We start from the raw sequence: 26970 nt of genomic DNA, 5'->3' as shown, positions 1-26970 counted from the left end.
GTCACCGGTAGAGACGAAAGCGGCGAGCACGGAATTCAGCGCCGAGCACGCGAAGCAGCGAGTCATATCGTCTGTTCTGTTGGTGGATGGTTCACTGCACAGGATAGTATATCACAATTCCGAGGGACAAAGATTAGACCCAGCCGGTTTTAGTAGGGCATATGAGAGCGAAGCCGGAGTATCGCGACCGGGACGACACTGAGGTTGCGGTGCTCGATGCGCTCGCTGACCGCCGCGACGAGGGGATGACTGTCTTCGAGCTTCGGTCGCGGACGGAAGAGAATATCGATCGTATTGAGGACGCGCTCGCCGCTCTCAAGGCGGACGACCTCATCGAGGTCGAGGACAACGGGGAGCGGACTGTCATTCTCCCGGGGGAGGACGTGGTGGGTGAATCGCTGCCGGACGAAGACGAGTCGCTCCTCGACCAGATTCGGAAGCGGCTTCCACTGTAACCGCTGCTGCCACACGGTGAATCACACCGCGTCCAACGGCGCGGCCGCGCAGTTGTTCGGGCCGAGTTCGAGTTCGAACGCCGTGCCGTCGTCGGCCGTCTCCGCTCCGAGATTGATCGCGATAATCCGCTCGAAGTTGGCGGGTCGCGCCGGTATGTCGTCACAGACGTACTCGACGAACGCCTCACGGTCCATCTCGAATCCTGTGAGTCGGCTTCGGAGCGTGCCCAGCGAGGCTGTGAACGTGCCACCGTTAGCCGACATCGTCGACTCGCTGTAGTGGCCTGGGGCGACGAGCGTTTCATCGGGTAGTACCGATAGCCGGTCAGTCAGCGTCCGATGGAGATCGCGGGCGAGGTCACGAGCGCCGTCGGCCCCGGCTTCGAGGTCCGGGCGGGCGACACTGTTGAGGAAGATGCTGTCGCCGGCCAGAAGCACGTCACCGATAGTGAAGCCAGTCATGCCGGTCGTGTGACCGGGCAGGGGACGAGGCTCCAGCGTGGCTGACCCGACCTGAAGCGATTCGTCATCGGCCAGTGCAGTCATGTCGTCGACACCGCGAGCAACCGCCCGTTCGGAAAGCATTGGTTTGGCATCGGTTTCTTCGGCGAGACGCCGGACACCGCTGACGTGGTCAGCGTGGACGTGCGTGTCGATAGCGTGGGTGAGCGAGGCGTCGCGGTCAGTAGCATCGGCGATATACCGGTCGGTGAACGCCCGCAACGGGTCGATGACAGCGGCCGAATCGTCGCTGACGACCATGTAGCCGAGACAGCCCGACGACGGACGACGGTACTGGAGGACGGTTGCGTCGTCGCAGGGGATCTCGCGGGCTTCGTAGAGCCGTGCCCAGCCCTCCATGCCGTCGCTGAGGTTCTGCGCCTCAATGTCGTGTTCAGTGAGCAATCCGGCAACGAAGGCGCTGGCCTCGCCGCGGCCACAGACGACCGTTATCGGGCCGCTGCCGGCTACCTCGTCGACGATATCGTTCACTTCGCCGGTCACCTTCGCTTGGAGGAACTTCGCAAAGGGCAGTTGTGTTGCTGTCACCGTCTCGCCGCGAACCCGCCACTGCTCGTACTCGTCGCGGTCACGAACGTCGAGTAACCGGACTGGTTCGCCGGTGTCGAGTTTCGTCTGCAACGCTGTTGCGGATAGTGACGGCGGGTCCGTCGGCGGGTCAGGGTAGTCTTCGGCCATACTGACTGTAGCGCTCCCCCGTGGATAAATCGGGCGGGGATTTCAAGCCCCTGCCGCGCCCAGCGGACGTATGGACGCCGAAGCCACTATCGACGCTGTCCGTGACCAGACCGAGACGGAGCGAGACAGACTGGGCTCGGACAAGGTGCTTATCGCAGCAACAGATGCGACACTGGAGACGGAGGCAGTCCTCACGGTGGCGGCGACCCGTGAATCAGGGAGTGCAGATATCCTCGGCCGGTGGGCAGCCGAGACAGACAGTGACGTGGCGGCGCAGTTCGAGGCAGCTGCCGAGGCCGCGATGGAGCGGGCGAACCGCATCGACGCAGACGCCGGTGACCCGGACGGGTTCGTCGACCATCTGGAAACGGTGAGCGGCACTGCACGGCGCGTTGGGGCCGGCCTCGTCGCCGCGCCGCTGGTCGCCGACCGGTTCTACCTGCAGGTGGTGAGCTTCTTCATCAACGAGGCGGACGAGGGGCGAGCCGATATGTTTCGTGGGATTCGAGACGAGGCGTCAGCACTTGACGACGGGGTGACCGCTCTCGCACACCTCTCGGAAGCCGAACGCGAGACGGCAGCGGCGGCCGCGACGGATGCTATCGGAGCGGCGTACGCCGACTACGCAGAAACGCTGGAGGGGATGGGACTGGACCCGAAGCCGATCTGCTAGTCGAGCCGGTAGGTCGCGACGCGGTTGGCGGCATAGAGGAAGCCGGCGACAGCGCCGGCGACGGCGATTCCGACGCTCGTTATACCGCCTCCGCCGAGGAGCCACATTTTGTCGAACGGGAGTGAGAACAGGTCACGGACGGCGAGCAGGTACGTCACGCTACCCGGCGCAACGGCCACGCCGAGGACGAGGAAGTACAGCCCGAACGCCCAGCCGCTCGGAACCACTACTTCGTGGCCCTGCACAGACGACGACTCGAACTTCGGGAACACGACGCCGGCCCCAACGGCGATAGCCGGTGCGGCCAGGGTTGCGACGAGTGCGACTGTGAGTCCGACGGCGAGCGTGACTGGCGGTGTTCCGGCGGCGACGCCGAGGCCGACAACCAGTAGCGTCGTCACCACGACGCCGGGGAGTGCGCCTGCGAGGACAAGTCCGGTGACGAACGCCCGACCGGAGACGTTGGCGGTCAGTGTTAGCGGCAGGACCCCCTCCTCGCCGCCGAGTGGATTGAGCGAAAACGCGGCCCCGAACGCCGCCGCGCTGGCCAGCCCGGCGCTGAGCGGGAGCGTCGGCGGGACCACTCGCTCCAGAATGACGATCTGGAGGTGATACACCAGGAAGAAAAACGGCATGATCGCGAACTGCACAGTGATGGGCGCTCGCCTGGCACGGAGCCACGATTTTTGGGCGACCACGCGGGTTGCCGTCGAGATCCGTCCTCTCAGCAGCCGGTCAGAGAGTGTTCGCTTGTCGGCGTCGAACTCGTGGTCGGGCTGGACCGGATCGACATACCAGGTCTGCGCAGCTAGCCACAGACACGCAACTGCGCCTGCCGGGAGCGCGCTGAGAATCCCTGCCGTGGCGACGGCGGCAGTGACCGGATTCCCGCCGGTCCCCAGCACGAGCAGGATCACGTCGGCGGGCCACGAGAGCGGGGAGTGGGTCGCTAACCGGAGCACGCGGAGCTGTATCGTCGGAACGGCTGTCATCGCGACCCAGCCAAGCGGCAGGATCAGCGAGACGGCGGCTCCGACACTCGCGCGATGACTTGCGATGAAGGCCGAACGGTTCGCGACCAGTTTCGTTACTAGCCCCAGACCGAAGCCGAGGACCGTGCCAAGCAGGGTAACCGCGACCGACCCGACGAGGGCTACGATAGCGACGAGTACACCGCCATCACCGACTACAAGCCCGCCTACCAGCGCCAGAATCGGGATAGTGAGTGCGCCCACTACTCGACTAGCCTCGGCAGCGAGCAGCCCGGCCGCCGCGTCCTCGTAGGGGACTGTCGTCAGCAGACCGTCGGCAGCGTCCGGTTTGCCGGCCGATTTCACCGTATGCTGAAGCGTGAAGAAGCCGACGAGTCCGAGCAGCCCGACGATACCAGCTGTCGTTGCAAGCCTGACCGTCTGGGGGTTGCTGTCGGTGAGAAAACCGCCGAGAAAGAACGCTCCCACGCCGATAACGAGACTGTAGATGATGATACCCACTCCCCCGCCGAGCAGCAAGAGCGTCCCGCGTGTCGTGCCCACGAGCTTGCGCCAGGTACGCCGCAGTTCCGTCCGCGCGACCAGCCGTATCCGCCGCCCGTTCGGGCGTCTCATCGGTCACCCGGGTGCTCGCTGGTCACGTCGAGGAACACGTCTTCGAGCGTGCTTCCAGACGCGACGCTGCCGGTCAGTTCCTCGGGCGACCCCTCTGCGACAAGGTCGCCGTCGTACAGGACGCCAACGGTGTCGGCTAACTCCTCGACGACAGGGAGGATGTGTGTCGAGAGGAACACTGTCGTCTCCGCGGCCGCGACCTCGCCGATGGTATCACGCACTGTCCGGGCCGCCCGCGGGTCCAGTCCCGAAGTGGGTTCGTCGAGAAAGAGCACATCGGGATCGTGCAACAGTGCCTGAATGAGACCGAGTTTCTGTTTCATCCCCTTCGAGTACGTCTCGACGCGCCGGTCGGCGTCCGCGTCGAGGTCGAACCGGTCGAGCAGTGACTCCACGCGGTCCCAGTCCTCGTGCCCGCGCAAGCCGGCGACGTACTCCAACTGCTCGCGGCCGGTGAGTTCGTCGTACAGCGGCGGCTCTTCCGGGAGGAAGCCGATGTGTTCGACCACCGCGGCGCGGTCGGCGACTGACTCGCCCGCGACTCGGGCAGTGCCGTTTGTCGGGTTCGTCAACGTCGTCAGGATGCGAATCGTCGAGGTCTTGCCCGCGCCGTTGGGGCCGAGAAAGCCGAAGACGCTCCCGCGCGGGACTGTGAGGTCGAGGTCTTCTATCGCCGAGACCCCGCTGTAGCGCTTCGTCAACCCCTCGGTGACGATTGCGGGTGCTGGAGGGCACATACGGGCAGTGCCGCACCGACTGTGAAAAGGTCTTCCCGTTGTCGGGGGCGGCTGACGGCGCTGCCGGCGTTACTCTTCGACGGCTGCGTCGGCGGCATCCGCGTCGGCATCGCCTTCGTCACCCGCGTCGGGATTCTCGACCACTTCGATACCGCGGTTGTTGACAGCAGACGGATCGAGACCGACCTCCTGTAGAAAGTTCTTGTACTCGCGCTCGCACTGTTCGGCGTCCTTCTGGCGGTCGCTGGCGCGGTCACACAGCGCGACGAGGTCCTCGGGCACGTCGTTGGTGTAGACGATCCAGTGGTTGATGAGGTCCGAGAGGCGCCGAATCGGCGAGGTGAAGTGGCCGTAAATCTCGAAGTTCAGGGCGTGGTGGCCGCCGAAGGGGTCGTTCATGTACTTCGCCCGGGGCATCACCTTCATCACGGCCCATTGGATCTTATCGAGCTGGCGACCGGGAGCCTGTTCGAGCGTGGCGTTGACGGCCTTCCGTGGGTCGTCCCAAGCGTCGCCGGGGATGGAGACGCCGTCGAGTTCCTGTATCTCGACCAGTGCCTCGTCCCACTCGTCGGGACTGGGCTGGGGATGGACCCGATACATCGCCTCGACGCCGCGGTTCCACATCAGTTCGTGGGTGACAGCCTTGTTGGCCTTCAGCATGCACTCCTCGATGATAGTGTGGGCGCGGTCGCGGGCGGGGTTGAGGACAAGCGACCCTTCCTCTTTGCGCTGTTCGTGCATCCGGTCGGCCAGTTCCCAGACGCGCTCGGTTTTCTCCGCGAGGTCGACGCTCTTGTCCTCCAGCACGTCGTCTGCGGTCTCGGGCTCGTCCAGCAGGCGCTCGGCCTCGGTGTAGGTCAGGCGAGCGTCCGAGCGGATGACGGACTTGTAGATGTTTATCTCCTCGTAGCCGAGGTTCTCCTTGTCGAGGTGCATCTCGACGGTGTGAGCCAGGCGGTCCTCGTTGGGGACCAGCGAACAGACGGTCTCGGCGAGGACGGGCGGCAGCATGTGGACGGTATAGGCCGGGAGGTAGACGGTGTTCCCGCGCTCGACGGCCTGCTCCCACATCTTCGTGTCGGGGTTGACGTAGTGAGTCACGTCGGCGATGTGGACCCAGAGGACGATTTCGTCCTCGCGCTCCTCGATGGAGATGGCGTCGTCGAAGTCCTGGGCGTCAATGGGGTCTGTCGTCCAGGTCGTCATCTTTCGGAGGTCCCGGCGCTCGTCGACCTCGTCCTCGATTTCGGCCTGCACGTCCTGCGTTCGCTCTTTGGCCTCCTCAAGTACCTCGGGCGGAAACTCGTCGGGGATGCCGAACTTCTCGAACAGTTCTTCGCGCTTGTTTTCTAAGTGTCGGGCCATCTCCGGGTCGATTTCGACGGGGCCTTGCCCTTCGGCGGTCCCGGCGGCCGCCTGCGCGTCCTCTGTAGTCATGTCACCCGGTACGAACAGGGCGTAGTTAGGGCTGTCGGGGTGGGACTAGACCGCAACTCCCCCGTCTCATTCCCTGCGAGCGTCGCCCTCGGAGAGTTCCCGGAACCGTTTCAGGAACGTCTCTTGATCGGCCTCGCCCGCTCCGGCGGCATCAAGCGTCGTTTCGAGGCCATCCCGTGGTTGCTGGCACAGCTCGGCAAAACAGGCTTTACAGAGGTGTTCGAACGTCTTGTCCCGGCGGTCCCACCGGTCGCCGTGTTTGTCGTACTCGCGGGCCTCGGATCGTAAGATGGACTCCCCACACGCGATGCAGGTGACTGACTCTCCCCGGGAATTCCGGGACCCGAACATACCTACGGGTTTCGGGCGATAGCGTTTAGAGGTTTTCGCACAGGCAACAGTCCCCCGTTTTCGGGCCACACGTTTATTCACCAGCCGCTATTACACAGGGTATCGGCTATTCCGAGCCAGGGACACTGAATGAAGCCACCAGAGACACTCGCTCACTCGACGTTGGACACGCTACCCATCAATATCGCTGTCCTCGACGACGAGGGAACGATCCTGTTCACCAACCGCGCCTGGCGGGAGTTCGCGGGCGACGAGGACGGGGAGATGGAGGGGACGAACTACTTCACGACAACTGATGTCGACGCGGACGAATACGCCGGACAGGCAGTCGGCGGCATCGAATCGGTTATCGACGGTGAGCAGGACCTGTTCACGATGGAGTACCCGTGTCATTCTCCGGAAGAGAAACAGTGGTTTCTGATGCGGGTCGCACCGTTACCCGACGACGAAGCCGGGAGCGCCGTCGTCGCACACATCGACATCACCCAGCGGAAGCTCGCCGAACTGGCGGCCGAGCGACGGAGCGAGGAGCTCAAAGCCGAACGACAGAACCTCAAACAGCTCGTCGACCGGGTCGACGGGCTGTTGAAAGCGGTGATGGGCGACGTACTGACCGTTGATTCGCGCGAGGCGATCCAGCAGACCGTCTGTGACCGGCTGGCCGAAGTCGACTCCTACCAGTTCGCCTGGGTGTCCGAACTCGACCTGCGCGATGAGACGCTGTCGTCGACGGCGCTCTCCGCCGACCACCCGACAACGCTGTCCATCCCGCTGGACGCCGACGACCCGGTTGCGGAGGCGGCCCGAACCGAGGAGATGCAGGTGGTGACCGGCGACATCGACGAGCAACACAGCCGGCTCGCCGACTCCGATGTGGCATCGGTCGCGGCAGTCCCGCTCGTTTCCGGCGAGTCGCTGTACGGCGTCCTCACTGTCTACGCCGACAGCGACGACGTGTTCGACCCCCGAGAGCAGGCCGTACTGGGGACCATCGGCCGGGCGACTGCTGCGGCTATCGACGCCCGCGAGACCAGCCGACTGCTGACCGCCGACAACGTTACCGAACTCGAACTGCAGGTCACCGACCCGGAGGTCTTCTACATCGACGTGGCGAGCGAACTCGGCTGCTCGATGGAGTACGGCGGGAGCGTTCCCGACGGCGAGGAGACGGTGATGTTCTTCCTCGTCGAGACCGACGACCCCTCTGCGGTCTGCGCCGTCGCCGCTGACCACCCACACGTCTCGGGTGTCTCGCACGTTTCGACGGCCGACTCATCGGCACTGTTCGAGTTCACTGTCTCGGACCCGCCGGTCGTCTCCGTTGTCGCCGACCGCGGGGCCCAGACGGGCGACATCTTGGTCGAACCCGGGCAGGCGACGGTCACTGTCGCGCTCCCGGCATCGATGGAAACTCGGAGCGTGGTCGAGCAGGTCCGCAGCCGGTATCCGGAGACAGAACTACTTTCCGTGCGGGAACGGGATGAACCACCGGTCTCCCGGCAGGCGTTCATCGCAAACGTCGAGGACCGACTGACCAATCGCCAGCTAACGGCGCTCCGGAAAGGGTTCCTGGGCGGCTTCTTCGACTGGCCGCGAGACGTGTCTGGCGAGCAACTGGCCGAGTCGATGGACATCTGCCCATCGACGTTTCACCAGCACCTCCGTGCTGGTGAGCGAAAGTTACTGGAAGAAGTGTTCGAAAACTGGTAACCCGTGCTTTTGAACCCCTCTCTCGACAGCGGACTCCTGACGTGGTTCCCGAAGCAGTTTGGTAGTCTACTTATACGGATAACAACCGTATATACATGTAGTGATATCGAACCAGTGTCCTCTCTGTCGTCAGCGAACGGACAGGACACACGACCCCGTGATAGCGGTGCAACCACGGGTCGACCGGACCAGTACGTACAGCCTCCAGACAAGCGCGCGACGAATCGTCCGCCGAATGACTTCCCGATAGCTTTCAATGCACTCCGATAACATTCAAACGAGCAAATCGATACAGCAGGAAACCGGACGGACGTTCCACCTCGCGACGCGTCTACTTCCGGAACGCATCCGCCACCCGACGTACGTCATGTACGCGTTCTTCCGGGTCGCGGACGAGGTCGTCGACCAGCCGGACGGCCCGCCACCGACCGTCCAGCACGAGCAACTGGAGGTAATTCGCGAGGCCGCGCTCGGGAACATTGACCCGGCTGAAACAGACCACGAGGCGGTTATGGCGGCGTTTCAGGACCTCGCCGAGCGTCACGACATCTCCGAGGAGACGATCAATGTCTTCATTGATGCGATGGAGATGGACATCGCACAGGCCCGCTACGAGACGTTCGAGGATCTCCGCGAGTACATGCGTGGCTCTGCCGTCGCGGTCGGGCACATGATGACAGAGGTGATGGATCCGCCACAGAAGGAAGAGGCGTTGCCCCACGCAACGGCGCTGGCAGAGGCGTTTCAGCTCTCGAACTTCCTGCGGGATGTCCGCGAGGACATCCACGACTACGGGCGGGTGTACCTCCCACAGGAGACGCTTGACCGCCACGGCGTCACCGAAGAGCAACTGGCCGACGCCGAAGTCGACGACGCCTTCCGCGCCGTGATGCAGGAGGAGCTGGCCCGGACCGACGAACTGTATCGCGAGGGCGTCGCCGGTATTCGGTACCTGCCGGAAGACTGCCAGTTCGGCGTGTTGCTGGCCGCAGTCCTGTACGCTGACCACCACCGGCTCATTCGCGACCGCGGTTACGACGTGCTGACGGAGACGCCGGATCTCACCCGCCGCCGCCGGCTCTGGCTCCTCGCCCGCACGTGGTGGCACTGGCGGCGCAACGGTGACCCCGAAGCGACGTTTTACACCGTGAGCGCGGTTTCCGAGCGCGGCCCCGGCGAGACGCCGACAGACGCTCACAGCCACGGGCAGCCTACGTGGCGTGGATGACACCCGCGCGTCGGGCGTCGTCGCTGACCCAGTGTCGCACCTGAACTAATGTTGCCCACGCCCACGTATCTCCAGTTCCACGCTCTGTTCGTGGTCCCGGTCGTGGCCGCACTGGTGCTGACGGCCACCTACCGCCTCGGCAGCCGCCGGGACGTACTCACAGCAACGGCTATCCTCACAGGCTTGGCGCTCGTCTACACGACGCCGTGGGACGGCGAGCTCATCCGACGCGGCGTCTGGTGGTACGGCGACGGCGCCGTACTGGTGCGGTTCTGGTCGATTCCCCTCGGCGAGTACCTCTTTTTCGTTCTGCAGACCGCGATGGTGGGGCTGTGGGTAGCCCGGTTTCGGGTGGACACGGCTCGCTCGCTGGCCACGCCGGTACGGACGCGGCTTGTCGGGTTCGCCGCTGCGCTTGTCGTCGTTCTGTCCGGCCTCGCGCTTCTGCGCTCCGACTCGGGGCTGTATCTCGGCTCTCTACTGGTCTGGAGCGGGCCGATTCTCGCCATCCAGTGGTTGTTCGGGTGGCACTTCCTCGCCGGTGAGTGGCGGACGGTGGCCGGTGGGACACTGGTACCGGCAGCCTACCTCTGTGGTATCGACAGCATTGCCATCCGACTCGGGATCTGGACCATCTCGAAACAGTACACAACCGGGTACGCGATTCCCCTGCTTGACCTGCCGATTGAGGAGGCGGTGTTTTTCTTCCTGACGTCGCTGTTCGTCGTGCAAGGGGTCGTGCTCTACGTCTGGCTCATCGACAGATGGAAGTGACCTACCGAAACGCCGTCGAGCCGTCTGTTCGCTACCGGATCGCCCTGATTCCCGGCTGGATTGCCAGCCTTGCCGTCGTCGCGCCGTTCCTCGCCGGAGTCTCGATACCGCCCGCGCTCCAGTATGTTCCGCTGGTCGTCAGTGCCGTCCTGCTCGGCCTTCCCCACGGCGCGGTCGACCACCTCGCGGTCGCACGCACCCGCGGCGAGCGCCCGGACTGGCGGGCTATCGCCCGCGTGTTCGCGCTCTACGGCGTCGTCGGCGGTGCCTACGCCCTCGTCTGGTTCCTCGCACCCGCCGCGGCCTTTGTCCTGTTCATCGCGGTGACGTGGTTTCACTGGGGCCAGGGCGACCTGTACGCGCTGGTCGCGCTGGCCGACGCCGACCACCTCCGGTCGCTCCCCCAGCGAGTCGGGGCCGTCCTCGTCCGGGGCGGCCTGCCGATGCTGGTCCCGCTGCTCGCGTTCCCCGAGTGGTATCGCCGCGTCGCCACGGACCTGGTGTCGCTGTTCGCGCCCGACGCCGCGGCCGCCATCGCTTGGGCGTTCCGGACCGACGTGCGAACCGGGCTCGCCCTCGCCTACGGCGCGCTCGTCGTGGCGACGCTGGCTGTCGGGTTCGCTCGCGCCGACGCCCGCCAGCCGTGGCTGCTTGACGCCGGTGAGACGCTGGGCCTGCTCGCGTACTTCGCCCTCGTTCCGCCGGTGCTCGCCATCGGCGTGTACTTCTGTCTGTGGCACTCGCTGCGCCACGTCGCCCGCCTGCTGCTGGTCGACGACGACGCCACTGCCGCGCTCGAAAACCGCGACCCGACAGCCGCGCTGGCGCGGTTCGCCCGCGACGCCGCACCCCTGACCGTCGCCTCGCTCGCCCTGCTCGGCGGGCTGTACTTCCTGGTCCCGAACCCGCCGGGGTCCGTCCCGGAGTGGGTCGCGCTGTATCTGGTGTTCATCGCGGTCGTCACGTTGCCCCACGTCGTCGTTGTCAGTATCATGGACCGCGAACAGGGCGTCTGGGTGTAGTCGGCTACCTCTATAGATGGCGCTAGGGCCGGATGTCTGGAAGAATTGAAGTCGAAAATCACGGAGGGGCATCCGCGCGAGCGAAGCAAGCGCGGTTCACCGAACGCGAGTGGAGCGAGCGTTCGGCCTTTTTCGCCCACGGTTTTGCGCCGAGTGGTGCGCTTCGCGCACCCGATGCGGAAAAAGGTGGGTTACTTGCCCTTGCCGCGGTTGCTGCGTAGCGACGGGCGGGTCTTCTCGCTCCCTTTGCCCTTACCACTGAGACCGCGGTTGCGGCGGCCGGCACCGGTCAGACCGCGGAAGACGCGGTCGGCCTGGTCGTCGGCACAGATCCACGACAGGTCGTCGTCGTTCTGGATGGCCGGGTGGTTCGGGTCGATGAGGATGACTTCGTGCCACTTCTGTCGGCCGTCCTGGCCGACGGAGTAGCTGTTGAGCACGCGCAGGTTCGGGAAGGTGCGGGAGGCGCGTTCCTCGGCGACGCGCTGGATGTCCTTCCGGCGGGTGATGCGCGTGACACCCTGGCGCTTGGAGCGACGGCCGGCCTTGTGTCGCTGTTTGCGTGCACTACCCTTCCGGACGGAGACGCGAGCGACGATAACGCCCTGTTTCGCCTTGTAGCCCTGCGAGCGAGCCTTGTCGAGGCGGGTCGGGCGCTCGATGCGTTCGACGGCCCCTTCGTCGCGCCACTCCTGCTGGCGCTGCCACTGTAGTTCCGCGAGCTGTCCGTCACCTGGGTTCTTCCAGGCGTCTCGAATGTACGAATATGCGCTTCGTGCCATGTGTATTCACCACGGGCGTTGCGTGGTTCAAGTCGCGTTTCGCGACTCACATCCCGACCTGCACACGCAGGTGCCCGCTGGTGCCCGTCGTCCAGCGAGTTACTCCGGAGTTTGCCGTTCGGACTCTTAAACGGTTCGGACCTGACCAACGGATGTGAGCTGGTCACGCAGGGACGCGATCGCTGAAAGCGTCGGATATCTGTGAGTTAGCAACACAAATCGTTAAGTTGTTCCCAGCCAGAGAGTCATGTATTACCATGACAGACCTTGGTGGCTTTCAGGACCACGTGGCGCGAATCGACCTTGGGGACGGGGACGTAGCCTACGAAGGTATTGACGAGGAAGACGCGAAAAAGTATATCGGTGCGCGAGGGCTCGGCGTGAAATACGTCTTCGACCAGGGGCCAGATGTGGACCCGCTGGGGCCGGACAACCTGCTGGCGTTCATGAACGGGCCGCTGACGGGGACACAGGTGACGATGAGCGGTCGTATCGCCATCTGTACGAAGTCGCCGCTGACGGGGACCGTCACTGATTCCCACCATGGCGGCTGGTCAGGCGCGCGGCTGAAGTGGTCGGGATTCGACGGACTGCTGTTCGAAGGGCAGGCCGACGAACCGGTGTACGCGCTCGTCGAAGACGGCGAGGTGGAACTGCGCGACGCCTCACACCTCTGGGGCCAGGGCATCCACGATACTATCGACGACCTCGAAGGCGAAATCGAGGGCGGCTCGCTGGGCAAGAACCTCTCTGTGATGGCAATCGGTCAAGGCGGCGAGAATGAAGTCAAATACGCCTGTATCGTCAACGAAGACGACCGCGCGTCGGGCCGCGGTGGCACCGGCTGTGTGATGGGCAACAAGAAGCTCAAAGCCGTCGTCGTCAAGTCTAGCACCCGGATGCCCAAGCCGAAAGATCAGGAGACGTTCCAGGAGGGCCACAAGCAGGCGATGCAGGTCATTCAGGAATCCGACGTGACCGCGCCCAACGAGGGCGGCCTGTCGATGTACGGAACGAACGTCCTGATGAATCTCACCGAGGAGATGGACGGCCTCCCGACGAAAAACGCGAAATACTCATCGACGCGGTCGTACTCGGACGCCGAGGGCGACGGCGAGCGCATCATCGACTCGGAGAACGTCTCTGGCGAGAACGTCCGGGAGAACATCCTTGTCGACGAGCCGACCTGTCACTCCTGTCCCGTCGCCTGCAAGAAGGAAGTCGAGGTGCAGGCGATGCACAAGGGCGAGGAGATGAACGTCCGCACCGAATCCTACGAGTACGAGTCCGCGTGGGCGCTCGGACCCAACTCCGGCCACGTCGAGCGCGACAAGATTGCGGTGATGCTCGAACGGTGTAACGACGTGGGAGTCGACACCATCGACGTGGGCAACACCATGGCGATGGCGATGGAGATGACCGAGGAAGGCAAGTTCGACGACCTCGGCGACGGGATTGATTGGGGCGACGCTGACACGATGATCGACATGATTGACATGATCGCCCACCGCGAGACGGAACTCGCGGACCACCTCGCCGAGGGGCCGGACCACCTCGCCGAGGAGTTCGACGCCCACACCAACTCCCTCGCGGTCAAGGGCCAGACGATGGCCGCCTACGACCCGCGCTGCATGAAGGGGATGGCAATCGGGTACGCGACCTCGAACCGTGGCGCGTGTCACCTGCGCGGGTACACGCCGGCGGCGGAGATTCTAGGCATCCCGGAGAAGGTCGACCCGCGAGAGTGGGAGGGCAAGGGCGAGCTGTGTGCCACCTTCCAGGACCTCCACGCCATCAGCGACTCCTTCGACATCTGCAAGTTCAACGCCTTCGCGGAGGGCATCGAGGAGTACGTTCTGCAGTACAACGGCATGACCGGACTGGACGTGAGCGAGGAGGAACTGATGGAGGCCGGAGAGCGCATCTACAACCTCGAACGGTACTACAACAACCTCGCGGGCTTCGACGGCTCCGACGACGACCTGCCAAACCGGTTCGTCGAAGGCGACGAGCACGCGATGCCGGCACAGGGCGGTTCCGAAGGCGAGCTCGCGGAGCTCTCGAAGATGAAAGACGAGTACTACGAGGTGCGTGACTGGGAGAACGGTGTCGTTCCCGACGAGAAACTTGACGAACTGGGAATCGACATCGGTCCCGGAACCGGCGTCAGTTCCGGCGGCGCAGCGGCACCGAGCGACGACTGAGGCGGTACCGGCTCCCGAACACATTTCAGTCCCCGAATGCGCAAGGAAGATATCGACGACTTCGAATTCCAGGTAGAGTCTCGACTGACCAGCCACGGCGTTTACGTCACCGAGTTCGCCGACGAGGGCGACACGTATCGGCTCACCTACGAGTCGATTTCGGCCGACGAGGCGGCCGTCATTCCACATCGGGAGATTGGCCGGGTCATCAACGTCTTCCGGGACCTCCACGCTGACGACTGGTCCGGGGTCGACATCGAGGCGACCGTGACAGACCTCGACGACACCGAACTCGGCGAGTGGGCGGTCGACAGCGAGTGGATCGACGACCTCGAAAACGGCGACCTCTCGGAGACGGATTTCTCCCAGCGGGTCTTGGAGACGATTACGGTTCGGCAGTAACTGCCAGCACGTCCCTGATTTCAAGCGTCGTCTCGAACTCCTCGCTTCTGTCCAGTCGCCGGCCGTCGCGCTCGAACTGGGCGGTGTGGGCCCGCCGAACCGCGTCCTGTTCGCGGTCGCCCAGTCCGAGCTCTGTGCCGATACTGTCCCAGTGGCCCGACTCGGCGCAGACGTAATCGGCTTCTCTGGGGCCGCTGATGCGTTCGTACTCCCTGTCATAGGTCGCGCGGTGCTCCCGGAGATACGTCTGGACCCGTTCCAACAGGTCGGGGAGCTGGTCGAGTGGAATGCTCGCACGCGTGCCAGCCAGCAGGACGATCTGCCCCTCGATTGGGTACGACGAGTCAGCCATCGCTGCCCGGTCAGCCGCCCGCTCGCATCGCTTTCTGTGCGAACTTCTCGATGAGCGGCTCCAGTGTCTCCGGCTCGCCATCGAACTCGATCGTCACCTCATTGAGCTGCAGGCTCGGGCCGATAGCGACTTTCTCCTCCGAGAGTGTCGCCGCCCAGCCGTCGCCTTCGACGGTCGCTTCGCCGCGTTGCTCGCCGCCGAGGTTCTCCAGATACCCGATAGCGGCTCGAACCGAGATGCCGCGAAAACTCCGTTCACGCTCCATCGTGTGGTCGTTACGGGTGCGGTCGTCTAAACCTATCGGCGTCCCTGTGCTGTTGTGACACACCCGCGCTATCTCGGCTGGGGGCCACCGCTCTCGGGTGGATACGGCCTACCCCGGACGGATACCGTCGTCGACGATGCGGGCGTTGCGCTCGCGGTTGATGCGTTCGTCTAAGTTCTCGTGGTCGTAGATCTGGGCGATGACGGCGGCGTGGAGGTCGCGCCAGGCCATCGCGTAGATAGGCGATTGGCCCCAGGCCCGGAGTTCGACGACGTACTCGTCGTAGGCCTCCCACCGACTCTCGAACTGTTCGATGTGGTCGACGACGGCACTAGCCGGCTCTTCGGAGTTGAGCGCGGCGTTGAGTTCCCGCTCCCAGCCACCGACAGCCTGTTCCATATCGCGTTTCGTGTCCTCGCTGTCCGGCGGCAGCGACTCAACAATCCCGGACGGAATCCCCAGTTCGATATCGTCCATATTGCCACACAGAGTTCGCCGCAAATAAACCCCATCGATGGGCGAACATGTTCGACTTCACTGATTTGTAGGAGCGGGGTGTAGCGCACGTATGAGCAGTGAGACACTGGAACGGGAGATGTCGGACCCGGATCTGACCACCGTTGAGGTCAGGTGTACCGGCCACGTTCGTCGGGTCGTCGGTGAACCGTCGCTATCATACACATTCGAAGGGAACACGCTACGTGACTTCCTTGACGCGTTCTTCCGGGAGTACGACGTGAGCGAGATGCTCATTGCGGAAACCGAAGCCGACGCCACCACCGAGGGCTGGGCCCCGGAGATGGCGGACCTGCCGGGCGACTGGGCGAAAAACCCCGAAGGCGAGCAGACCAGATGCTACGCGCGAGTGGCGGTCAACGGTGAGTTCAACGAACATCTCGACGGACTGGACACAGAATTAGAAGCCGGCGACCGCGTCGGATTGATGTTCCCGTTCATCTTCTGTTGTTGATTCGGGACCCGACTGCAGCAGGACCTAGCCCCCGGCGACTGGCGGAAACACACTGAGTTCGTCCCCGTCTTCCAGTGCGGTCTCTAGTCCGTCGAGATGCGTGATGTCCGTTCCGTTCAGGAGGATTGTCAGGTACTCCCGGAGTTCGCCGTCCTCGAACAGGTCCATCTCTGTGAACTCCTCGGAGAGCTGCCGGAGCACGTCGCCGGCCTGCAGGTCGCTTTCGTACTCGCGGTGAACCGTTTTCTGTCCGACGGCTTCCCGGAAGTTGGCGAAAAACCGCAGCTCGATTTGCATACCGCTGGGTTGGCGGTCGAGTGGCTTAAATCACAGCGCTCGGACCGCGTGCTTCGAACGAGCAACGGATTTACTCGTTGTATTCAATCGATCATGGACCTCGAATTCCTATTCGATGGGAACGACTTCGACCCGTTTTAGCGTCCCAGTCCATGACTCCGCATATGGAACGTGTGGTCGCAAGCGATGACCCGATGATAGATGTCGACCGACTGCGGGCGGACCTCGACGCCGACGTCGTCGCGGCGGAGACCGGCGACGAGGACTCGCTCCGGGACGCCGCCGCCGGGGCAGCGGGACTCGTCGTGGACGTGAACACGCCGGTCACTGCCGCGGTACTCGACGCACTGGACGACCTCAAGGTCGTCGCGCGAGCGGGCGTCGGTATCGACAACATCGACGTGTCCGCGGCGGCAGACAACGGCGTGACCGTCACGAACGTCCCCGAGTACTGTACCGATGAGGTCGCCACCCACACGGTGACGCTGCTGCTGGATTGCGTTCGGACGCTCACGGCGTACGACCGCGACGTTCGCGACGGCGGGTGGGGCTGGGAGCGAACCCGGCCGGTACATCGTGTCCGGGGCCAGACGTTGGGTCTCGTCTCCTTCGGTCCCATCGCACGGCGGGTGCGCGACCAACTGCGGGGCTTCGACCTCGACGTCGTCGCGTACGACCCCTACGTCGACGACGCCGAGATGGCCGCGGCCGACGTCGAGAAGGTCACGCTGGAGGAACTGTACGAGCGAGCCGACTACGTCTCCCTCCACGCGCCGCTGACCGAGGAGACGGCGGGGATGATAGACGCCGACGCGCTCGCGGCGATGCGCGATACGGCCATCCTGGTCAACACCGGTCGCGGCGGCCTCGTCGACGAAGCGGCGCTCCGGACGGCACTGGACGACGGAACGATTGCGGCCGCCGCCCTCGACGTGCTGGCCGAGGAACCGCCGGCGGCGGACCACCCGCTTGTCGGCCTGGACAACTGCATCGTCACGCCCCACGCGGCGTGGTACTCCGAGGAGGCCCGCGACGACCTGAACGACGCCGTCGCCGCGAACGTCGGGGCCGCGCTGGCCGGCGAGACGCCGCCGGACCGCATCGACCCGGAGACCGACTGGCTGTAGCGGCGGCCGCCAGTCCCCGCGTCGTAGCAACCGTACTAGCTTATCTCCTGTGACAGCCTTCCACCAGACATGACAACAAGACTACTTACTGTGCTGGTGGTGTCGCTAATCGTCCTTGCCGGCTGTCTCGGCGGCGGTCCGGCGGCGGGCGACGGGACCGACGCAGACGACGGTGGGGCCGCACCGGCAGACCGGGACGACCTCTCGGTCGAAGCGACGGACCGCCTCCTCCGAGACGCGGGCAGTTTCACCGCGACGTGGTCGTACTCGACGACCGAGGGCGGCGAGACGGCCACGATGACGAACGACTACCGGGTGGACCTGCGGGCGAACCGCTCGCTGGAGACATTCACGATGTCCGGGCCGGACGCCAGAACCGATTTCGAGACCTTCGTCGCCGACGGCTCGGCATACACCCGGTACGAGACCGGCGGCGAGGCGTTCTATCAGGTCAGGCCCCAAGACGACACGGCGTTCCAGTCCGCCATCGACCGCGGGAGGCTCAGCTCCGAGTCAGTCGACGACGCCCGGCTGGTTGGGACGGAAACGTTCGATGGCGTCACGGTGGACCGCTACGAGTACTCTGACCTCTCGACCTGGCGACAGATCGGTGCCGGCGCGTTCGGGTCCGGTGGGAACGTGACTGTGACCGACTTCACCGTCGTGATACTGGTCGACGGAGACGGGCTGGCGCGCCAGACAGCGTGGACGCTGACCGGCGAAACTGACGACGGCGAAACGGTCGCCGTTGAGTGGCGCTACGAGGTCACCGGCGTCGGGTCGACTGACGTTCCGGACCCGGACTGGCTTGCTGACGCGCGGGCCCAGCAGTCGAACGCGAGCACGTGAGCGGCGCGACAGGCCTCAGCAGCTGAGGAATTCCCGACGCTCGTCCCCGAGGGCGCTCTGACCGGTCCCTGCCGTTTTGATATCCCGAGCGAGATTCGAGAGATACGCGCGAAGCCCGGGCTCACAGGTCCCGAATTCCCGGGCCTGACGGTAATCACACAAGAGCGCGACCGGTAACAGCGGGGCCGCAAACAGTCCGGAAAGTGTGACGCCCAACTGGAACGGGTGACCAGTCGGGACAGCGAGCCACGCAGCGGCCACGACCGCCCAGAACACTACCCCGTAGATGAGGGTGTGCCGCCAGTTGTGCGTCGGCAGCTCATATCCACGAACACGCGACGAAGAGTCACCCGACGTGTTGCCGGGAACTGGCCCACCGGGCGACTCGCCAGTAGACGGAGAGAGAGGACACGACATACTCTGTGCAAAGCCTGCTTCGATAATGACGGCTGGTTTGGCATACGCCGAACGAGACAGTGCGTATAAACGGCTCGGCACGCAACGGGAGGTATATGCGAGAGTTCATTTTCACTATCGACTACGAGCGGAACGTCGACCCTGTGATGGACGTGTTCATCGACCATCCGGAGATGCACTCCCGGACGATCGCGTGCAACGTCACGCGGGACGGGATGTGGCGGCTCGAACGCGTTGCCGGTCCGGAGACTGCGCTCGAACAACTGGACGACGTGTACGACGACCCCGTCCAGTGTACCGAATGCATCGGAACCCGCAACTGCGAGACCGACTGGACGTACGAGGTCATCGGCTCGGACCCCGGCGTCCGGACGGTGTACAGCTACCGGTCAGAAGCCGGTGACTGTCACTCGATTCCGCGGCTGGCTATCGACCACGTCGGTCGTGGCGTTCTCGTCGAGACTGAACGCCGCGGGAGTCGGTGTGAGTGGCGGCTGCTCCTGTGTAGCGACGCCGGTGTCGACGGCCTGTTTGAGGAGATGAAAGCCGAACTCCGGGAGGGACTGACCGTCGAGTTCCGCCAGCTCAGTTCGCCCTCGTACTGGGTTGATGAGGCCGTGACGCTGGCGGAGCTGCCGCCTGAGCAACAGGCCGCCGTCGAGGCCGCTGTCGAACACGGCTACTACCGGACACCCCGAGACACGTCGCTTACCGACCTCGCCGAGACGCTCGACGTGTCGCGGTCGACGCTCCAGTACCGCCTCCAGCGGGCCGAGGCGTGGATCGTCCGGTCGTTCGTCACGCGGTCGATGGGGCCGGTTCAGGCCGACGAAGATGTCGCCGAGGGTGGACGCCTTCGTATCGGCCGCTCGGGTGTCTAAACGGCGATATCGCATCTGGAATCGGGACGAACTGCACTACCTGAGACCTGCCGTGTCGCAGGTCAGCACGGGATGACAGCGGATGGGGTGTCGTGCGCTGTGGCACGCGACCGTCACAGCTAGCTATCACTTCTCCTGAGTTCGGCATATGCCAAGCGAGTCGTCATGGGGGATGCACCCCTATAATTGGGTACGACCGCGGGCGTCCCACGCGCTCGCAGAGACACACCATGACGACACGCAGCATCTATTCCCCCGACGAACGCGGCGAGAGTGTGGACGAACAGGCCGAGTCCGAGGCGACTACCGGCCACGCCTGCCCGGACTGTGGCGGGAGCCTCGTCACCGACGACAGTCGCGGCGAGACCGTCTGCGAGTCGTGTGGACTCGTCGTCGACGAGGACGAGATTGACCACGGGCCGGAGTGGCGCGCCTTCGACAGTCAGGAACGCGACAACAAGCGCCGGGTCGGCGCGCCGACGACTGAGATGAAACACGACAGGGGCCTCTCGACCAACATCGGCTGGCAGGACAAGGACGCCTACGGCAACTCCCTGTCGACGCGCCAGCGCGAGAAGATGCAGCGCCTGCGCACCTGGGACGAGCGGTTCCGCACCCGCGACCACGCCGAGCGCAACCTCAAGCAGGCGCTGGGCGAAATCGACCGGATGGGTAGCGCGCTTGGCGTCCCCGAGAGCGCCCGCGAGACGGCCAGCGTCATCTATCGGCGCGCCCTCGACGAGGGCATGCTGCCCGGCCGCTCTATCGAAGGGATGGCGACCGCCGCGCTGTACGCCGCGGTCAGGCAGGCGAACCTCCCACAGACGCTCGACGACATGGCCGTCGTCAGCCGCGTCGACGAGATGGAGTTCACCCGCGCGTACCGCTATCTCAACCGCGAACTCTCCCTGCAGGTCGGCCCGCCGGACCCAGCAACCTACCTCAGCAAGTTCGTCTCCGAACTTAACGCCGATGACGCCCTCGAACGCCAGGCCCGCGCCCTCATCGAAGCGGGGAAGGAAGCGAACGTCCACAGCGGCAAGAGCCCCGTCGGCCTCGCCGCCGCGGCCATCTACGCCGCCGGCCTGCTGCTCGGCGAGGAGATGACACAGGAGACGGTCAGCGAGGCCACCGACATCAGCACCGTCACCATCCGCGAGCGCTACCGCGAACTGCTGGAAGCCGAAGCAGAGCTCGACGACAGCGCTGTCGACGCGGCCGGCAGCGCCGAACCCGGCGCGAGTGCCTAACCACGGCGCGCTGCTTCTTAGTCCCGTCCCTTTCCGAACCCTTTCTGCTGTTCCCCTGTCTAGATAGTCTATTGACCCGGGAGCGGACAGAGGCTCGCCGTCAGGACGACGATGTCGTCAGTGTGGTTGTGCGCCCCGTGGGCTTGCCCACGCTCGTTCAGCACGACGCCCGGCGCGGCGATTGTCTCCTCGGAGTCGTCCTGCTGGACCGTCACCTCGCCACGGACCACGTGGAACACGTTCGTCGCGTCACCGTGTTTATGCGGGTCGATGGTCGCGTCCGGCCCCAGCGCGAACGCTTTCACCAGCACGTCGTCGGTCACCGCTAGCTCTCCGTCGATGACTTCGTCTGCTGCTGGTTCGGTATCGAACGCTGCCAATCTGTCGAGTGACATACCGGCACGTGGGCCGGCGTCGCCTTAGCCGTTCGGCTGCTGGGAAATCTGTCGCCGTGTGATTGCGTGAGTGAACAACCAGAAACGCCTCGTAGCCGTGTAGCCAGCCGATGCGCTCCGGGAATCCCGACGACATAACCACCGCAGAAGGTGACACGACCGAGGAGCGTGGTTCAAGAGACCGAAGCTCTCTCGACATCACGAAAGACGCAGAGCGTCTTTCGACCGACAGCGAGCCGCGGGACCGGAACGTATCGGGGGCTTTCTGGCTGTTCAAACACCTTCACGGGACAACCAAGCATCTCACCTCTCCCGTCAAGTGTCGGCCAGTGCTCGGGTCTCACCGGTGCCACGGCCCGGAACCGATACCCGTTGGTTGCTGGCGTCTCAGCCAGTCTGGATGCCGGACTGCGGCGCGATTCCCCGACCGGGGTTTATTACTTCCGCAGTCCGAACGGGATGTATGGATGTTTAGGAGAGAACAACTGTTCTCGGCGATGACGGCGTCGTACGTAATCGCGGTCACGCTCGCCCTCGTCATCGCCGCGATATTCGCGCCGGTCATCTGGAACGGCGTGCCAAGCGGTGGTGACGACGACCCGAGCGTCGCCGTCATCACTCTTCGCGGCGGCACAACCGACGCGAACGTCAACGCCGTCAAGCAAGACCTCCGCGAGGCACGGACCAACGAGTCAATCGAGGCGGTCGTCCTCCGGGTCGACAGCCCCGGCGGTCCGGTCGATTCGAGCGAGGAGTTCTACCTCGCGGTGAACAGGACCGCCAGCGAGATGCCCGTTGTCGCCTATGTCGAAGGCACGGCCGCTTCGGGCGGCTACTACGGTATCGTCCCGGCCGACGAGATCGTCGTCAAACCGAGTTCGAACGTCGGTAGCATCGGCGTCATCGTTCAGGCCCCGCTGAGCCTCATCGAGCAGGTCGAACAGCAGGGCGAGACGTTCGTCCGCTCGGGGCCGGATAAGGCTCAGATAAGCAAGGACGGGCTCCGTGAGGACATCGAGGTCCTCCAGCGGTCCTTCGTCGGGACGGTCATGCGCCACCGGGGCGAGCAACTGACGCTCTCCCGCGAGGAAGTCGCCAACGGGAACACGTACCTCGGAGCCCAGGCGACGCAGAACGGCTTCGCCGACCGCATCGGCGACACTGAGCTAGCAATCGAGCGGGCCGCCGCGCTCTCGGATGATATCGAGGGCGACGGGTACGACGTGGTGTATCAGGGCAGTGGTGGTGCCGAATTCAACGTCATCATCGTCCCTGCCGGCGCTGAAACCGTCCAGGGCGCAAACAACGTGACCTATCTCGTCCACCCCGACGACAGCGAGACGACGTTCCGGGAACCGGTGAAGTACTACGCCGTCTGGGGAATCCCTGCCGACGACAACAACGCAACGGTGATCCGCAATGACTGAGGGCCGTATCGTCAAGCCGCTCGCCGTGTTTATCGTCGTTCTCGTGGCGATACTGGGTGGGACGTTCCTCCTCGCAGTCGTCAACCCGGGGTCATCGGGGCCGCCCGACGGCCAGTCCATCGACGGTCAGTCCCCGTCACAGTACCAGCCCGACGCTGTCAATGCGCCTGTCGACCCAGAAGAGGGACAGATATCGGTCGACGCTGAGGCACGTGGGCAGCGAATACTCGTCGACACGAGCCACGGCAATCAGGTGTCTGAATCCGAACTCGAGCCGATTATCGAGGCCGTGTTCGAAGCGGGCCACACCGTTGAGTACGGCACCGCCGGCACTGCTTCGTTCGCCGATTCGCTGGGCCAGTATGACGGTGTGCTCATCGTCCAGCCGCTTGGAAGCTACTCCGAAGAAGAGCGCGATGCGCTCCAGGAGTACACGGACGACGGCGGGCGTGTCGTTGTCTTGGCTGAACCGACGCAGACGCGGCTCTCAACTGGCTTCACCCAGTCGACGACGACGGTGTCGTTCGGAGCCAACAACGCCACCGAGCGCTACGGCGTTCGGATGGGGTCCGAACAGCTCTACAACGTCGACGACGCGGCCAACGACAACAATTTCAAGGCCATCTACGCGTCACCGAGTGGTGACGGCGAACTGACCGACGGTGTCGAGACGATCACCTTCGACACCGCCGGCTACGCGGTGGTAAACGGCGATGCCGAGACGAAGTTCACCGCTGCCGATGGCACCCGAACGCTGGAGACGCGGCGTACCGGAACGTACGCGACAGTCGTCCGCAACGACAACATGGTGTTCGTCACTGACTCGACGTTCATACGCAGTTCTGAAATATACGACGCCGACAACGAGGTGTTCATCGGAAACCTGCTTTCCTTCCTGCTTGACGGTGAAGCACCCGATCCCGGCGGTGCCGCGAGCACGGATCCCGGATTCGGGGCTGGTGGTGACACTTCCACCCCGGCCGGAACACCAGCGGAGTCGACCCCCAGCCCGACTCCGACGCCCGCACCCACCCCAAGTGGGTCCTGATTCGGGCTGCTCGGAACGCGATCGCCCGCGCCTTCACTGATTGGTGATGCTGATCGTCGTCTCGCTGTACAAGCCATGCTCGCCGGCGTTGGCAACGCTCAGTCCGGCGCTAATGGTGTACTCTCCGGCTGGCGCGGGTTCCCACTCGTCGTCGCTCACCCGGAACATCCGGTCCCACTGTCGCCTGAACTGCTTTCGCTCGCCGCGGTCAAACCGGAGGCTGCCGGCCTCGCTGGGCACGCTATCGACGTGGGACGCCTCGGGCACTCCATCGACGTACCACGTCCACGGCCGCGGCGAGTCCGTCGGGAGCGTTATCGGCACCGGAAGCCCGTTCCGAATCGTCACGACGAACGGCACCTTCGTTCCCGCCGGATACGACGCCTGTGGGACCTCGATATCGACCGACACTGCACGATAGCGGAGCCACGTCGGGAGCAGCAGGTCGCTCCAGGCCCGGCCGTTGATACTGCGTGCGGCCTGTGGCCGCCCTCCGCGCTCGGTAGGTGCCTGTGGCTCCTCGTCGTCGCGGTGGAGTGCCCCCGAGTCGTAGATGCGACGCATCGTCTGCACATGGGTCGGCGTGCGCAAAAGTGTTCGTCGGTCAGCGGGGCTGTTCGGCCGTGTCCGGCCGCGTCCATCTGCGAAGCAGGAGACGAGCAGACAGTTCGCAGGACTGTCACCACGCCACGTATGTGACAAATAGCCAAACACACTAAGTGGCCTGCCCTCTCAGGTGTCAGCAAGCCTCTTGTTCTGATGCTATCACCAAGTGACACGGTTCGGCTGTTGTACGTCGACGACGAGCCGGATTTCGCGGCAACGGCTGCTGCGTTTCTTGAGCGTGAGAACGACCGGTTCCGCGTCGAGACGGCGCCGAACGCGGAAGACGCGCTGGAGCGGCTTGCGGAGTCACCGGTTGATTGTATCGTGTCGGACTACGACATGCCCGGACGCGACGGTATCGAGTTCCTCGAAGCCGTCCGCAAGGAGTACCCCGACCTCCCGCTCATCCTGTTTACTGGAAAGGGAAGCGAGGAAGTCGCGAGCGACGCTATCTCGGCCGGTGTCACCGATTACATGCAGAAGGAAGGGGGCACAGACCAGTACACATTGCTGGCTAATCGGGTCCAGAACGTGGTGGCGGCGAAACAGTCGGCAACCGAGGCCAAGCGCCGGCGACACCGACTCGAACAGATACTCAAGACCGTCCCGTCGTGTGTCGTGCAACTCGACCGCGACGGCCAGTTCGTGTTCGCCAATCAGCGCGCCGTCGACGTTCTCGGACTGTCGCAGTCGGCGGTGAAAGACCGGGCCTACAACGACCCGAAGTGGGATATCCGGGACCTCGACGGGAACCCGATACCGGACGCGGAGCTCCCGTTTCGACAGGTGCTTGAAACCGGCCAGCCCCTGGCCGACGCTCGGCACACGATTCACTGGCCGGACGGCACGGAGAAGGTGCTCTCCGTGAACGGTGCGCCGCTGTTCGACGAGGACGGGGCTGTCGAAAGCGTGGTCTGTACGCTGACCGATATCACCGACAAGCGCGACCAGAAGCGGGACCTACAGGAAACCGAACGCCGACTCCAGCTGGCCCTAAAGGCCAGCGAAACGGGAGTCTGGGAATGGAACTACGAGACAGACAAGGTTGTGTTGAGCGACACGCTCGAACGGCTCTTGGGCTTCGAGCCCGGTGGGTTCGACGGGACGCTGTCGGCCGTGTTCGACCTGATTCACCCCGAGGACTCCCATGAAGTCCGCGAGCAGATAGAGCGAGCAGTCGAAACGGACAGCATCTACGACGGAGAGTTCCGGGTAATCGACGTGGACGGGAACGTCCGATGGGGGTCCGTTCGGGGACAGCCCCTATCAGACGACGACAGGACACTGATGGTCGGCGTCCACCACGACATCACCGAGCAGAGAGAACGTGAGCGTGACCTGCGGAGAGCAGAGCGACGGCTCGAAGCGATTCTGGAAAACACCACGACCCCGATGTTCATGAAAGACGACGACGGGCAGTACATCTTCGTCAACCACGGCTATCGGGAGATGACTGGGCTCACTGACGCGGAAATCGTCGGCCGCACCGACTTCGAGTTGTTCCCGGAAGAAACAGCCGAAACGGCGTGGACAAACGACCGTGCCGTCCTACACACTGGCGAACCGCTGGAGGTTGAGGAGCGTATCGTTATCGACGGCGAGGCACAGCAGTATCTCTCGACAAAGGTCCCGATATACGACACGGGGGAGCGGTCCGACCCCGATACCCCGGTCGCCGTGTTCGGCATCGCAAGCGATATTACCGACATTCGCGAGCAAGAACGGGAGCTACAGCGTGAGCGCGACCGGCTCGCCGAGTTTGCCAGCGTCGTCAGCCACGACCTTCGCAGTCCTCTGAGCGCCGCACAGGGACGATTGAAGCTCACCCGAACAACCGGTGATGAGAGCCATCTGGCGGGGATCGAGACTGCGCTCGACCGGATGGAGCGCATTATCGATGACGTGTTGCTTCTGGCTCGCCAGGGGCGAGACATCAAGGAGCCCGAGCCGGTTTCGCTCCGTGACGCGGTTGCGGATGCCTGGGAGATGGTCTCTCAGGACGCCGGGGACGGGACCCTCGGCTTCGCCGACACTGTCGGGCGGGACGTGACGATTACCGCCGACCGGCCGCGCCTGCTGCAACTGCTCGAAAACCTGCTCCGGAACAGTGTGGAACACGGTTCCACGAGCTGTTCGACGGGAGTCGATGACAGTGCGGAACACGGGTCGGTCGAGCCACGGTCACAGGACCAGACGGATGTGGACCACGGCGCTACCAGCAGCCAGACGAAGCCAGAGGACACAGCTAACGGCAAGTGCGTGACAATAACTATCGGAACCGCCGAAGACGGTTTCTACGTCGCAGACGATGGCCCCGGCGTCCCAGGAGCCGAGCGTGGGACACTGTTCGAGGCGGGATACTCGACCGACGACGACGGCACCGGGTTCGGACTGGCGATTGTCGACCGCATCGCTGAGGCCCACGGCTGGTCGGTCGACGTGTCGGAAAGCGCCGACGGCGGGGCACGATTCGAGATTACCGGCGTCGAGTTCGAATAGCG

29 protein-coding genes are annotated in these 26970 nt (G+C 64.3%); 16 read left to right on the top strand and 13 right to left on the bottom strand.

The genetic code is table 11. The annotated features are described in order from the left end of the window. The first annotated feature begins 161 nt into the window (after positions 1 to 161). A complete protein-coding gene (locus DVK00_RS03700; RefSeq protein ID WP_101350923.1) occupies positions 162 to 455 on the top strand; it encodes a DUF6432 family protein in 294 nt (97 codons plus the stop codon). Between the two features lie 21 nt (positions 456 to 476). On the opposite strand, the gene DVK00_RS03695 is transcribed toward DVK00_RS03700, so the two are convergent. Next, positions 477 to 1655, bottom strand: coding sequence for an MBL fold metallo-hydrolase (locus DVK00_RS03695; RefSeq protein WP_121577292.1), 1179 nt, complete (start codon positions 1653 to 1655; stop codon positions 477 to 479). A 70-nt stretch (positions 1656 to 1725) separates the two neighbouring features. Here DVK00_RS03695 and DVK00_RS03690 point away from each other — a divergent pair, with 70 nt between their 5' ends. Continuing rightward, positions 1726 to 2328, top strand: coding sequence for a transcription antitermination protein (locus tag DVK00_RS03690; RefSeq protein WP_121535419.1), 603 nt, complete (start codon positions 1726 to 1728; stop codon positions 2326 to 2328). On the opposite strand, the gene DVK00_RS03685 is transcribed toward DVK00_RS03690, so the two are convergent. The 4 genes from DVK00_RS03685 to DVK00_RS03670 form a co-directional block, all read right to left on the bottom strand. Further along, positions 2325 to 3935 carry a hypothetical protein gene (locus DVK00_RS03685; protein ID WP_198560189.1) on the bottom strand — a complete coding sequence of 537 codons (1611 nt, stop codon included), beginning with the start codon at positions 3933 to 3935 and terminating at the stop codon, positions 2325 to 2327. The genes DVK00_RS03690 and DVK00_RS03685 overlap by 4 nt on opposite strands. Further along, complete coding sequence (locus DVK00_RS03680; RefSeq protein WP_101350920.1) at positions 3932 to 4672, bottom strand: ABC transporter ATP-binding protein; 741 nt, start codon at positions 4670 to 4672, stop codon at positions 3932 to 3934. Before DVK00_RS03680 ends, DVK00_RS03685 begins: the two co-directional genes overlap by 4 nt. Before the next feature lie 69 nt (positions 4673 to 4741). Next, the gene (locus tag DVK00_RS03675) at positions 4742 to 6112 is read right to left on the bottom strand and encodes a ribonuclease R family protein (RefSeq protein WP_121577291.1); all 1371 of its coding nucleotides are present in this window, start codon (positions 6110 to 6112) and stop codon (positions 4742 to 4744) included. A gap of 66 nt (positions 6113 to 6178) precedes the next feature. Then, a complete protein-coding gene (locus DVK00_RS03670; RefSeq protein ID WP_101350918.1) occupies positions 6179 to 6463 on the bottom strand; it encodes a hypothetical protein in 285 nt (94 codons plus the stop codon). A gap of 129 nt (positions 6464 to 6592) precedes the next feature. Here DVK00_RS03670 and DVK00_RS03665 point away from each other — a divergent pair, with 129 nt between their 5' ends. From DVK00_RS03665 to DVK00_RS03650, 4 genes are all read left to right on the top strand, one after another. Beyond that, positions 6593 to 8173, top strand: a complete 1581-nt coding sequence (locus tag DVK00_RS03665) for a bacterio-opsin activator domain-containing protein (protein ID WP_121535415.1) — start codon at positions 6593 to 6595, stop codon at positions 8171 to 8173. A 256-nt stretch (positions 8174 to 8429) separates the two neighbouring features. Continuing rightward, positions 8430 to 9401 (top strand): phytoene/squalene synthase family protein, encoded by a 972-nt coding sequence (locus DVK00_RS03660; RefSeq protein WP_101350916.1) that lies wholly within the window; start codon positions 8430 to 8432, stop codon positions 9399 to 9401. Positions 9402 to 9449: 48 nt separating this feature from the next. Next, the gene (locus DVK00_RS03655) at positions 9450 to 10175 is read left to right on the top strand and encodes a lycopene cyclase domain-containing protein (protein ID WP_101350915.1); all 726 of its coding nucleotides are present in this window, start codon (positions 9450 to 9452) and stop codon (positions 10173 to 10175) included. Then, entirely contained in the window at positions 10166 to 11197 is a 1032-nt protein-coding gene (locus tag DVK00_RS03650) for a Brp/Blh family beta-carotene 15,15'-dioxygenase (RefSeq protein WP_121577290.1), read from the top strand. Before DVK00_RS03655 ends, DVK00_RS03650 begins: the two co-directional genes overlap by 10 nt. A 191-nt stretch (positions 11198 to 11388) precedes the next feature. Here the strand turns inward: DVK00_RS03650 and DVK00_RS03645 are convergent, their stop codons facing one another. Further along, a complete protein-coding gene (locus DVK00_RS03645) occupies positions 11389 to 11979 on the bottom strand; it encodes a 50S ribosomal protein L15e (RefSeq protein ID WP_121577289.1) in 591 nt (196 codons plus the stop codon). Positions 11980 to 12236: 257 nt separating this feature from the next. On the opposite strand from DVK00_RS03645, the gene DVK00_RS03640 reads away from it, so the two are divergent. Both DVK00_RS03640 and DVK00_RS03635 read left to right on the top strand, forming a co-directional pair. Next, entirely contained in the window at positions 12237 to 14183 is a 1947-nt protein-coding gene (locus tag DVK00_RS03640; RefSeq protein ID WP_101350912.1) for an aldehyde ferredoxin oxidoreductase family protein, read from the top strand. Positions 14184 to 14219: 36 nt separating this feature from the next. After that, positions 14220 to 14585: a hypothetical protein gene (locus DVK00_RS03635; protein WP_101350911.1), complete on the top strand. Its 366-nt coding sequence runs from the start codon at positions 14220 to 14222 to the stop codon at positions 14583 to 14585. Here the strand turns inward: DVK00_RS03635 and DVK00_RS03630 are convergent. From DVK00_RS03630 to DVK00_RS03620, 3 genes are all read right to left on the bottom strand, one after another. Next, a complete protein-coding gene (locus DVK00_RS03630; RefSeq protein ID WP_101350910.1) occupies positions 14569 to 14937 on the bottom strand; it encodes a hypothetical protein in 369 nt (122 codons plus the stop codon). The two genes, DVK00_RS03635 and DVK00_RS03630, sit on opposite strands and share 17 nt — an antisense overlap. Positions 14938 to 14947: 10 nt before the next feature. Beyond that, positions 14948 to 15202: a hypothetical protein gene (locus DVK00_RS03625; RefSeq protein ID WP_004591078.1), complete on the bottom strand. Its 255-nt coding sequence runs from the start codon at positions 15200 to 15202 to the stop codon at positions 14948 to 14950. 108 nt (positions 15203 to 15310) lie between these two features. Further along, positions 15311 to 15679 carry a hypothetical protein gene (locus tag DVK00_RS03620; RefSeq protein ID WP_101350909.1) on the bottom strand — a complete coding sequence of 123 codons (369 nt, stop codon included), beginning with the start codon at positions 15677 to 15679 and terminating at the stop codon, positions 15311 to 15313. 91 nt (positions 15680 to 15770) lie between these two features. Here DVK00_RS03620 and DVK00_RS03615 point away from each other — a divergent pair, with 91 nt between their 5' ends. Beyond that, the gene (locus DVK00_RS03615) at positions 15771 to 16172 is read left to right on the top strand and encodes a MoaD/ThiS family protein (RefSeq protein ID WP_101350908.1); all 402 of its coding nucleotides are present in this window, start codon (positions 15771 to 15773) and stop codon (positions 16170 to 16172) included. Positions 16173 to 16196: 24 nt separating this feature from the next. On the opposite strand, the gene DVK00_RS03610 is transcribed toward DVK00_RS03615, so the two are convergent. Then, complete coding sequence (locus DVK00_RS03610; protein ID WP_053967310.1) at positions 16197 to 16469, bottom strand: ubiquitin-like small modifier protein 1; 273 nt, start codon at positions 16467 to 16469, stop codon at positions 16197 to 16199. 164 nt (positions 16470 to 16633) lie between these two features. On the opposite strand from DVK00_RS03610, the gene DVK00_RS03605 reads away from it, so the two are divergent. Together DVK00_RS03605 and DVK00_RS03600 are read left to right on the top strand one after the other, a co-directional pair. Beyond that, positions 16634 to 17596 carry a C-terminal binding protein gene (locus tag DVK00_RS03605; RefSeq protein WP_121577288.1) on the top strand — a complete coding sequence of 321 codons (963 nt, stop codon included), beginning with the start codon at positions 16634 to 16636 and terminating at the stop codon, positions 17594 to 17596. 69 nt (positions 17597 to 17665) lie between these two features. Then, complete coding sequence (locus DVK00_RS03600; protein ID WP_121577287.1) at positions 17666 to 18445, top strand: hypothetical protein; 780 nt, start codon at positions 17666 to 17668, stop codon at positions 18443 to 18445. A 15-nt stretch (positions 18446 to 18460) separates the two neighbouring features. Here the strand turns inward: DVK00_RS03600 and DVK00_RS03595 are convergent, their stop codons facing one another. After that, complete coding sequence (locus DVK00_RS03595; RefSeq protein WP_101350905.1) at positions 18461 to 18862, bottom strand: hypothetical protein; 402 nt, start codon at positions 18860 to 18862, stop codon at positions 18461 to 18463. 95 nt (positions 18863 to 18957) lie between these two features. Here DVK00_RS03595 and DVK00_RS03590 point away from each other — a divergent pair, with 95 nt between their 5' ends. Beyond that, the gene (locus DVK00_RS03590; RefSeq protein ID WP_101350904.1) at positions 18958 to 19743 is read left to right on the top strand and encodes a helix-turn-helix domain-containing protein; all 786 of its coding nucleotides are present in this window, start codon (positions 18958 to 18960) and stop codon (positions 19741 to 19743) included. A gap of 230 nt (positions 19744 to 19973) precedes the next feature. After that, the gene (locus DVK00_RS03585) at positions 19974 to 20993 is read left to right on the top strand and encodes a transcription initiation factor IIB family protein (RefSeq protein ID WP_101350903.1); all 1020 of its coding nucleotides are present in this window, start codon (positions 19974 to 19976) and stop codon (positions 20991 to 20993) included. Positions 20994 to 21061: 68 nt separating this feature from the next. Here the strand turns inward: DVK00_RS03585 and DVK00_RS03580 are convergent, their stop codons facing one another. Then, positions 21062 to 21388 carry a cupin domain-containing protein gene (locus DVK00_RS03580; protein WP_121511453.1) on the bottom strand — a complete coding sequence of 109 codons (327 nt, stop codon included), beginning with the start codon at positions 21386 to 21388 and terminating at the stop codon, positions 21062 to 21064. A gap of 467 nt (positions 21389 to 21855) precedes the next feature. On the opposite strand from DVK00_RS03580, the gene DVK00_RS03575 reads away from it, so the two are divergent. Together DVK00_RS03575 and DVK00_RS03570 are read left to right on the top strand one after the other, a co-directional pair. After that, positions 21856 to 22815: a S49 family peptidase gene (locus tag DVK00_RS03575; RefSeq protein ID WP_198560188.1), complete on the top strand. Its 960-nt coding sequence runs from the start codon at positions 21856 to 21858 to the stop codon at positions 22813 to 22815. Further along, positions 22808 to 23863 carry a DUF4350 domain-containing protein gene (locus DVK00_RS03570; protein WP_101350900.1) on the top strand — a complete coding sequence of 352 codons (1056 nt, stop codon included), beginning with the start codon at positions 22808 to 22810 and terminating at the stop codon, positions 23861 to 23863. The genes DVK00_RS03575 and DVK00_RS03570 overlap by 8 nt, the downstream gene beginning before the upstream one ends. Positions 23864 to 23896: 33 nt before the next feature. On the opposite strand, the gene DVK00_RS03565 is transcribed toward DVK00_RS03570, so the two are convergent. Beyond that, complete coding sequence (locus DVK00_RS03565) at positions 23897 to 24427, bottom strand: hypothetical protein (RefSeq protein WP_101350899.1); 531 nt, start codon at positions 24425 to 24427, stop codon at positions 23897 to 23899. A gap of 195 nt (positions 24428 to 24622) precedes the next feature. Between DVK00_RS03565 and DVK00_RS03560 the strand changes: the two genes are divergently transcribed. Beyond that, the gene (locus tag DVK00_RS03560) at positions 24623 to 26968 is read left to right on the top strand and encodes a PAS domain S-box protein (RefSeq protein WP_121577286.1); all 2346 of its coding nucleotides are present in this window, start codon (positions 24623 to 24625) and stop codon (positions 26966 to 26968) included. The last annotated feature ends 2 nt before the right edge of the window (positions 26969 to 26970 follow it).

Source organism: Haloarcula sp. Atlit-47R (genome assembly GCF_003665985.1).
Lineage (GTDB): Archaea > Halobacteriota > Halobacteria > Halobacteriales > Haloarculaceae > Haloarcula > Haloarcula taiwanensis.
This window is presented reverse-complemented; position numbering and strand designations above follow the sequence as displayed.

Excerpts from the sequence above, each read along its gene's own strand:
- DVK00_RS03570 (WP_101350900.1), top strand. The coding sequence starts at position 22,808 with ATGACTGAGGGCCGTATCGTCAAGCCGCTCGCCGTGTTTATCGTCGTT.
- DVK00_RS03575 (WP_198560188.1), top strand. The coding sequence starts at position 21,856 with ATGTTTAGGAGAGAACAACTGTTCTCGGCGATGACGGCGTCGTACGTA.
- DVK00_RS03655 (WP_101350915.1), top strand. The coding sequence starts at position 9,450 with ATGTTGCCCACGCCCACGTATCTCCAGTTCCACGCTCTGTTCGTGGTC.
- DVK00_RS03700 (WP_101350923.1), top strand. The coding sequence starts at position 162 with ATGAGAGCGAAGCCGGAGTATCGCGACCGGGACGACACTGAGGTTGCG.
- DVK00_RS03565 (WP_101350899.1), bottom strand. The coding sequence starts at position 24,427 with ATGCGTCGCATCTACGACTCGGGGGCACTCCACCGCGACGACGAGGAG.
- DVK00_RS03580 (WP_121511453.1), bottom strand. The coding sequence starts at position 21,388 with ATGTCACTCGACAGATTGGCAGCGTTCGATACCGAACCAGCAGCAGAC.
- DVK00_RS03625 (WP_004591078.1), bottom strand. The coding sequence starts at position 15,202 with ATGGAGCGTGAACGGAGTTTTCGCGGCATCTCGGTTCGAGCCGCTATC.
- DVK00_RS03585 (WP_101350903.1), top strand. The coding sequence starts at position 19,974 with ATGACGACACGCAGCATCTATTCCCCCGACGAACGCGGCGAGAGTGTG.
- DVK00_RS03670 (WP_101350918.1), bottom strand. The coding sequence starts at position 6,463 with ATGTTCGGGTCCCGGAATTCCCGGGGAGAGTCAGTCACCTGCATCGCG.
- DVK00_RS03590 (WP_101350904.1), top strand. The coding sequence starts at position 18,958 with ATGCGAGAGTTCATTTTCACTATCGACTACGAGCGGAACGTCGACCCT.
- DVK00_RS03595 (WP_101350905.1), bottom strand. The coding sequence starts at position 18,862 with ATGTCGTGTCCTCTCTCTCCGTCTACTGGCGAGTCGCCCGGTGGGCCA.
- DVK00_RS03680 (WP_101350920.1), bottom strand. The coding sequence starts at position 4,672 with ATGTGCCCTCCAGCACCCGCAATCGTCACCGAGGGGTTGACGAAGCGC.
- DVK00_RS03620 (WP_101350909.1), bottom strand. The coding sequence starts at position 15,679 with ATGGACGATATCGAACTGGGGATTCCGTCCGGGATTGTTGAGTCGCTG.
- DVK00_RS03660 (WP_101350916.1), top strand. The coding sequence starts at position 8,430 with ATGCACTCCGATAACATTCAAACGAGCAAATCGATACAGCAGGAAACC.
- DVK00_RS03635 (WP_101350911.1), top strand. The coding sequence starts at position 14,220 with ATGCGCAAGGAAGATATCGACGACTTCGAATTCCAGGTAGAGTCTCGA.
- DVK00_RS03690 (WP_121535419.1), top strand. The coding sequence starts at position 1,726 with ATGGACGCCGAAGCCACTATCGACGCTGTCCGTGACCAGACCGAGACG.
- DVK00_RS03615 (WP_101350908.1), top strand. The coding sequence starts at position 15,771 with ATGAGCAGTGAGACACTGGAACGGGAGATGTCGGACCCGGATCTGACC.
- DVK00_RS03600 (WP_121577287.1), top strand. The coding sequence starts at position 17,666 with ATGACAACAAGACTACTTACTGTGCTGGTGGTGTCGCTAATCGTCCTT.
- DVK00_RS03610 (WP_053967310.1), bottom strand. The coding sequence starts at position 16,469 with ATGCAAATCGAGCTGCGGTTTTTCGCCAACTTCCGGGAAGCCGTCGGA.
- DVK00_RS03695 (WP_121577292.1), bottom strand. The coding sequence starts at position 1,655 with ATGGCCGAAGACTACCCTGACCCGCCGACGGACCCGCCGTCACTATCC.
- DVK00_RS03640 (WP_101350912.1), top strand. The coding sequence starts at position 12,237 with ATGACAGACCTTGGTGGCTTTCAGGACCACGTGGCGCGAATCGACCTT.
- DVK00_RS03650 (WP_121577290.1), top strand. The coding sequence starts at position 10,166 with ATGGAAGTGACCTACCGAAACGCCGTCGAGCCGTCTGTTCGCTACCGG.
- DVK00_RS03630 (WP_101350910.1), bottom strand. The coding sequence starts at position 14,937 with ATGGCTGACTCGTCGTACCCAATCGAGGGGCAGATCGTCCTGCTGGCT.
- DVK00_RS03665 (WP_121535415.1), top strand. The coding sequence starts at position 6,593 with ATGAAGCCACCAGAGACACTCGCTCACTCGACGTTGGACACGCTACCC.
- DVK00_RS03605 (WP_121577288.1), top strand. The coding sequence starts at position 16,634 with ATGGAACGTGTGGTCGCAAGCGATGACCCGATGATAGATGTCGACCGA.
- DVK00_RS03685 (WP_198560189.1), bottom strand. The coding sequence starts at position 3,935 with ATGAGACGCCCGAACGGGCGGCGGATACGGCTGGTCGCGCGGACGGAA.
- DVK00_RS03560 (WP_121577286.1), top strand. The coding sequence starts at position 24,623 with ATGCTATCACCAAGTGACACGGTTCGGCTGTTGTACGTCGACGACGAG.
- DVK00_RS03675 (WP_121577291.1), bottom strand. The coding sequence starts at position 6,112 with ATGACTACAGAGGACGCGCAGGCGGCCGCCGGGACCGCCGAAGGGCAA.
- DVK00_RS03645 (WP_121577289.1), bottom strand. The coding sequence starts at position 11,979 with ATGGCACGAAGCGCATATTCGTACATTCGAGACGCCTGGAAGAACCCA.